This window comes from Pseudonocardia sp. 73-21, from assembly GCF_001899645.1.
GTDB lineage: Bacteria > Actinomycetota > Actinomycetes > Mycobacteriales > Pseudonocardiaceae > Pseudonocardia.
This window is the reverse complement of the sequence record NZ_MKVV01000110.1, coordinates 62839-67627: the sequence shown is the minus strand read 5'-3', so window position 1 is coordinate 67627 and position 4789 is coordinate 62839. Positions and strand designations below refer to the sequence as shown.

At 73.0% G+C, this 4789-nt stretch carries 4 protein-coding genes and 1 pseudogene; 1 reads left to right on the top strand and 4 read right to left on the bottom strand.

Translation table 11 applies throughout. The features are described from left to right. A pseudogene (locus BGP03_RS34780) lies at positions 1 to 233 on the bottom strand (cation acetate symporter); the annotation flags it as partial. A gap of 150 nt (positions 234 to 383) precedes the next feature. Here BGP03_RS34780 and BGP03_RS34775 point away from each other — a divergent pair. Further along, positions 384 to 1508, top strand: coding sequence for a hypothetical protein (locus BGP03_RS34775; protein ID WP_296376684.1), 1125 nt, complete (start codon positions 384 to 386; stop codon positions 1506 to 1508). Positions 1509 to 1592: 84 nt separating this feature from the next. Here BGP03_RS34775 and BGP03_RS34770 read toward each other — a convergent pair whose 3' ends face one another. From BGP03_RS34770 to purD, 3 genes are all read right to left on the bottom strand, one after another. Continuing rightward, on the bottom strand, positions 1593 to 2789 hold the full coding sequence (locus BGP03_RS34770; RefSeq protein WP_298799257.1) for a pyridoxal phosphate-dependent aminotransferase: 1197 nt from the start codon (positions 2787 to 2789) through the stop codon (positions 1593 to 1595). Between the two features lie 86 nt (positions 2790 to 2875). Continuing rightward, positions 2876 to 3634, bottom strand: a complete 759-nt coding sequence (locus tag BGP03_RS34765) for a hypothetical protein (protein WP_298799201.1) — start codon at positions 3632 to 3634, stop codon at positions 2876 to 2878. Between the two features lie 260 nt (positions 3635 to 3894). Beyond that, positions 3895 to 4789 (bottom strand): phosphoribosylamine--glycine ligase (gene purD, locus BGP03_RS34760; RefSeq protein ID WP_299738916.1); only part of this gene is annotated, 895 nt, incomplete at its 5' end.

Genomic DNA, 4789 nt, shown 5'->3' with positions numbered 1-4789 from the left:
ACCGCGCCCGCGATCCCCAGGAACGCCGCCGCGGACAGGTAGTCACCGGCCAGCGCCGTGCCGTTCTGGGCCCCGGTGAAGGCACTGCCACCTGTGTAGTAGTCCGCACCCGATCTGCTGCCGTGCCCGGACCGGTACACCACGACAAGGGTCGCCAGTGCGAACACCGCGAACACCGCGATGTTGACCGCAGGACTTCCGACGACCGGCGCCTCGGCGAGCTGGATTGTCATCGTCATACCTCCGCGGCCCGGATGAGGCCCGGACACCCACTGTCGCTCGCATCAACGATCCGCCGCGCAGAAGGTCACTGCGACACCTTCTCCCGACAGGCCGGCACGGGTCCGGAAGCCCACCAGATCACCCTTCAGGGTCGTGACCTGGTGGGGCATCCCCTCGTTTCCTGGTCAATCGCGCAAGTGGTCGAGGGAGATGGCACCGTGCTACGAAAAATGCTACTGACGGCGGCGGGTGCGGCCGTTGTGGCGGTGGCCGCGGCGGTGCCCGCCTTCGCGGGCGGCACCAACGGGGTCCCGCCCCTGGCGACCCCGCCCGAGCACGTCGTGCAGGTCCCGGTCTCCTTCACGGTGCACAACACCAACCAGACCCCGGTGCCGTGCGCCGCCGACGGCCGGACCTACACCGTGCGCGGGCACATCGTGGCGCCCGAGGGCGCACTGGACCACCCCGACGCCGCGACGCTGTACCTGCACGCGGTCACCCTGGGTGAGTACTACTGGAACCTGGACATACCGGGCTACGACTACGCCGACCAGCAGGCGCGGAACGGCCACGTCTCGGTCATCATCGACCGGCTCGGCTACGGCTCCAGTGACAAGCCCGCCGGTGCCGGCACGTGCTTCGGTTCCGAAGCCACCGTGGCCCACCAGATCATCGGCCGGCTCCGCGCCGGGGACTACCACACCGACGCCGCCACCGCGGCGAAGTTCTCCCGCGTCTACACCGCCGGGTCCTCGGTCGGCGGGCTGATCGCCAACGTCGAGGCCTACAGTTTCCACGACACCGACGGCGTGATCAACTTGTCGTGGGGTGACGTGGCCGCGACCCCGTTCACCGCGGCGCAGACGGCTGACGTGGTCGCCCGCTGCCTGGCCGGCGGAGATCCCGATACCCCCGGCTACGCGACATTCTTCGACAACGCCCGCGACGAGTTCTACTTCAACAGCGCCGGCCCCGAGGTCCGCCGGGCCGTGCCGCCGCTGCACGTCGATCCCTGCGGCCAGATCGAGTCGGTTCCGGCGGGCATCGCCGCCGACGTGCTGCACCTCGGCGAGATCGACGTTCCGGTGCTGGTGATGTTCGGCAGCGCGGACGCGGTGTTCGGGCCGCCGGCCCTCGCCGGCAAGCAGGAGGCCGCGCGCTACGTCGGCAGTCCGGAGGTCACGCTGGACATGATCCCGGATGCTTCGCACTACCCGCTGTTCGAGTCCCGTCACCTGCAGGTCGTGTCCGATATCGACAAGTGGCTCGACCGCCGACCCTCCTGAGCGGAAGTAGCGGCAGGAGACCCGTTCCGGTGGCGCCCGCGCCGCTCGCCCGGGAACTCGATCACCGTCGCCGTGCGCGGATCGTCAGCGGTGGTGACGGTCGTCATGCGCAGGAGACCCGGTGCGGCTCAACCATTCGCCCAGTCGGTGTAGCGCCTCCTCGACGTCGGCGGTGGCGCCCGCGCACGACAGCCGGATCCAGCGTCCGCCGTCGACGGGATCGAAGTCCAGCCCCGGCGCCACGGCCACTCCGATGTCGGCCAGCAGCCGGTAGGTCAGGTCCATCGAGTCCGACGTGAGGTGCGCGACGTCGGCGTAGACGTAGAAGGCACCGTCGGCCGGGGCGAGCCGGGTGATGCCCAGCCGCGCGAGCCCGTCGAGCAGCAGGCCGCGGTTCACCGCGTAGCGGGCCACGTGCGAGTCGGCCTCGGCGTAGCTCGACTCCTCGAACGCCCCGAGCGCCGCCTGCTGGGCCAGCGCGGGCGGGCAGACGGTGAAGTTGCCGGCCAGGCAGTCGGCCGCGCGAAGCAGCCGTGGCGGCATCAGCAGCCAGCCCAGGCGCCAGCCCGTCATCGAGAAGTACTTGGAGAACGAGTTGACGACGATCGCCTCGCGGCTGGTGCTCCACGCCGACGACGTCGCGGGCGAGCCGGCGTAGGAGGTGCCGTGGTAGATCTCGTCGCTGACCAGCTGGACGCCCGTGCGCTCGCAGTACGACGCCAGCGCCCGCAGTTCCTCGGGGGCCATCACCGTGCCCGTAGGGTTGGCCGGGCTGGCCACGATCAGCCCCTTGACCGGCTCGTCGAGGGCCTCCAGCATCGCCACGGTCGGCTGGTAGCGCGTCTCCGGCCCGCACGGCAGCTCCACCACCTCGCACCCCAGCGCGGCGAGGATGTTGCGGTAGCAGGGGTAGCCGGGCCGCGCCATGGCGACGCGGTCGCCGGCGTCGAACGCCGCGAGGAACGCCAGCAGGAACCCGCCCGACGAGCCGGTGGTGACCACGACCTGCCCGGCCGGCACCTCCAGGCCGTAGGTGCGCGCGTAGTGGCCGGCGATCCCCTCCCGCAGCTCCGGGATGCCCAGCGCCACCGTGTAGCCGAGCACCTCGTGCGCGATGGCCCGCGTCGCCGCCTCCCGCACCGCGACCGGGGCCGGTGTGGAGGGCTGGCCCGCGGAGAGGTTGACCAGGTCGCCGTGGGTGCGCTGGCGCTCGCCCGCGGCCTGCCACACGTCCATGACGTGGAAGGGCGGGATCTGTGCCCGGCGGGCCACGGCGGGCATCGAAGAAGGAGCAGTCACTGCGAGAGCCTAGAACGCGCGACGGCCGGCCACGTCCGATGACGTGACCGGCCGGCTGGCCAGGAGGATCAGATGAGGCCGGTGATCAGGCCTGCGGTCGAGGTGGCGGTGCCGGTCGACGGGAGCGAGTCGGCACCGGGCAGGGAGCCGGCCCCTGGCAGGGAGCCGGTGCCCGGCAGCGACGGCAGGCTCGGCAGCGAGCCGGGGCCGGGCAACGACGGCAGGGAGTCCGCGCCCGGCGCGTTCACCTCGACCGAGAGGAGCGGCGCGGCGTGGCGCCTGCCGACCGACGGGGCCGGGTCGGTGCCATCCGTGCCGGCGCTGTCGGTGCCGGCCGTGCTGTCGGTGCCGTTCGCGCTCGGCAGCGACGGCAGGCTGTCCGCGCTCGGCAGCGCGTCCGCGCCCGGCAGCGAGGGCAGGCCGGGCAGGGCGTCGGCGCTGGGCAGGCCGGGCAGGGCGTCGGCGCTGGGCAGGCCGGGCACACTGTCGGCGCTGGGCAGGCCGGGCACACTGTCGGCGCTGGGCAGGCCGGGCACACTGTCGGCGCTGGGCAGGGCGTCGAGCCCGGGCACGCTCGGCAGCTCGAACCCGAGGAGGTCCGGGAGCCTGCTGCCCACGTCGGGCAGGGCCGGCAGGGCGAGAGCGGACGGGCTCGCCTCCGACGCGGCGTCGGAGACCGGAGCGTCGGTCGTGGGCGCGGTGATCTCCGCGGCGTTGGCGGGGCCGGCGACGGCGAACAGCGCCACCGGGGCGCCGACCACACCGAGCGCGATACGGCCGGCGACCTTCGCGGCGTGTCCGGGGGCGGCGTGACGTGCGTGGGTCATGGAAGTCCTCAGTCCTCGGGGAGCGAACGTCTCCGGTGGCCCGACGTCGGATGTCACGGGGAGCGACGACGAGGTGGACCTCCGGGGTGCCCCGACCATGCTCGGCCCCCGAAAGCAACGCAACTTGCCCAGCGTCACAGTAACCCACCCACGCAGGGCCGTTCAGTCGCTCGGCCTCGACCTTTGGGACTAAGCGATAGTGACCGATCGTTATGATCATCACCCGTTCGAGTGAACCGGGAGGCGTTCCGCGCGTCCGTTCAGGCCGGTGCGGCGATCTCGCCGCGGATGGCCTTCAGCGCGATGTCGGTGCGGTGGTGCGAGCCCGCGAGGTGCACGCCCTCGAGACGGCGGTAGGCGTCGTCGTGGGCCGCCTGGAGGTCGGCGCCGGTGCCGACCACCGACAGCACGCGCCCACCCCCGGACACCACGGCGCCGTCGTCGCGGCGGCGCGTGCCGGCGTGCAGCACACCGTCGGCCTCGGCCCCGGAGATGACGTCCCCGAGCCGCGGCGGACCCGGGTAGCCCTCGGCCGCGACGACGACCGTGACGGCCGCCCCGTCGGCCCACTGCAGCGGCGGCTCGGCGGCGAGCGCACCGGTGGCCGTGGCGTGCAGGGCGCGGGCGAGCGACGAGCGCAGCAGCGCCAGCACGACCTGCGTCTCGGGGTCGCCGAAGCGGCAGTTGAACTCCACCACCGCCGGCCCCTGCGACGTGAGCGCGAGACCGGCGTACAGCAGGCCGGAGAACGGCGTGCCCCTGCGCACCATCTCGGCGGCGACGGGCGCGACGACGTCGGACACCAGCTCGTCGACGAGGCCCGCGGGCGCCCACGGCAGCGGGGCGTAGGCACCCATACCACCGGTGTTGGGGCCGCAGTCGTCGTCGCCGACGCGCTTGAAGTCCTGGGCGGGCAGCAGCGGCACCACCGTCTCGCCGTCCACCAGGCAGAACAGCGACACCTCGGGCCCGTCGAGGAACGACTCGAGCAGCACCGGGTGGCCGCCGTCGAGCAGCGTCATGGCGTGGGCGCGGGCGACGTCGAGATCCGGGCTGACGACCACGCCCTTGCCCGCGGCCAGCCCGTCGTCCTTGACGACGTACGGCGGCGTGAACCGGGCGAGCGCGGCGTCGAGGCGGGCGGGGTTGTCGACG

Bases quoted from the DNA above. Each gene is read 5' to 3' on its own strand.
- BGP03_RS34770 (WP_298799257.1), bottom strand. From the start codon at position 2,789: ATGCCCGCCGTGGCCCGCCGGGCACAGATCCCGCCCTTCCACGTCATG.
- BGP03_RS34765 (WP_298799201.1), bottom strand. From the start codon at position 3,634: ATGACCCACGCACGTCACGCCGCCCCCGGACACGCCGCGAAGGTCGCC.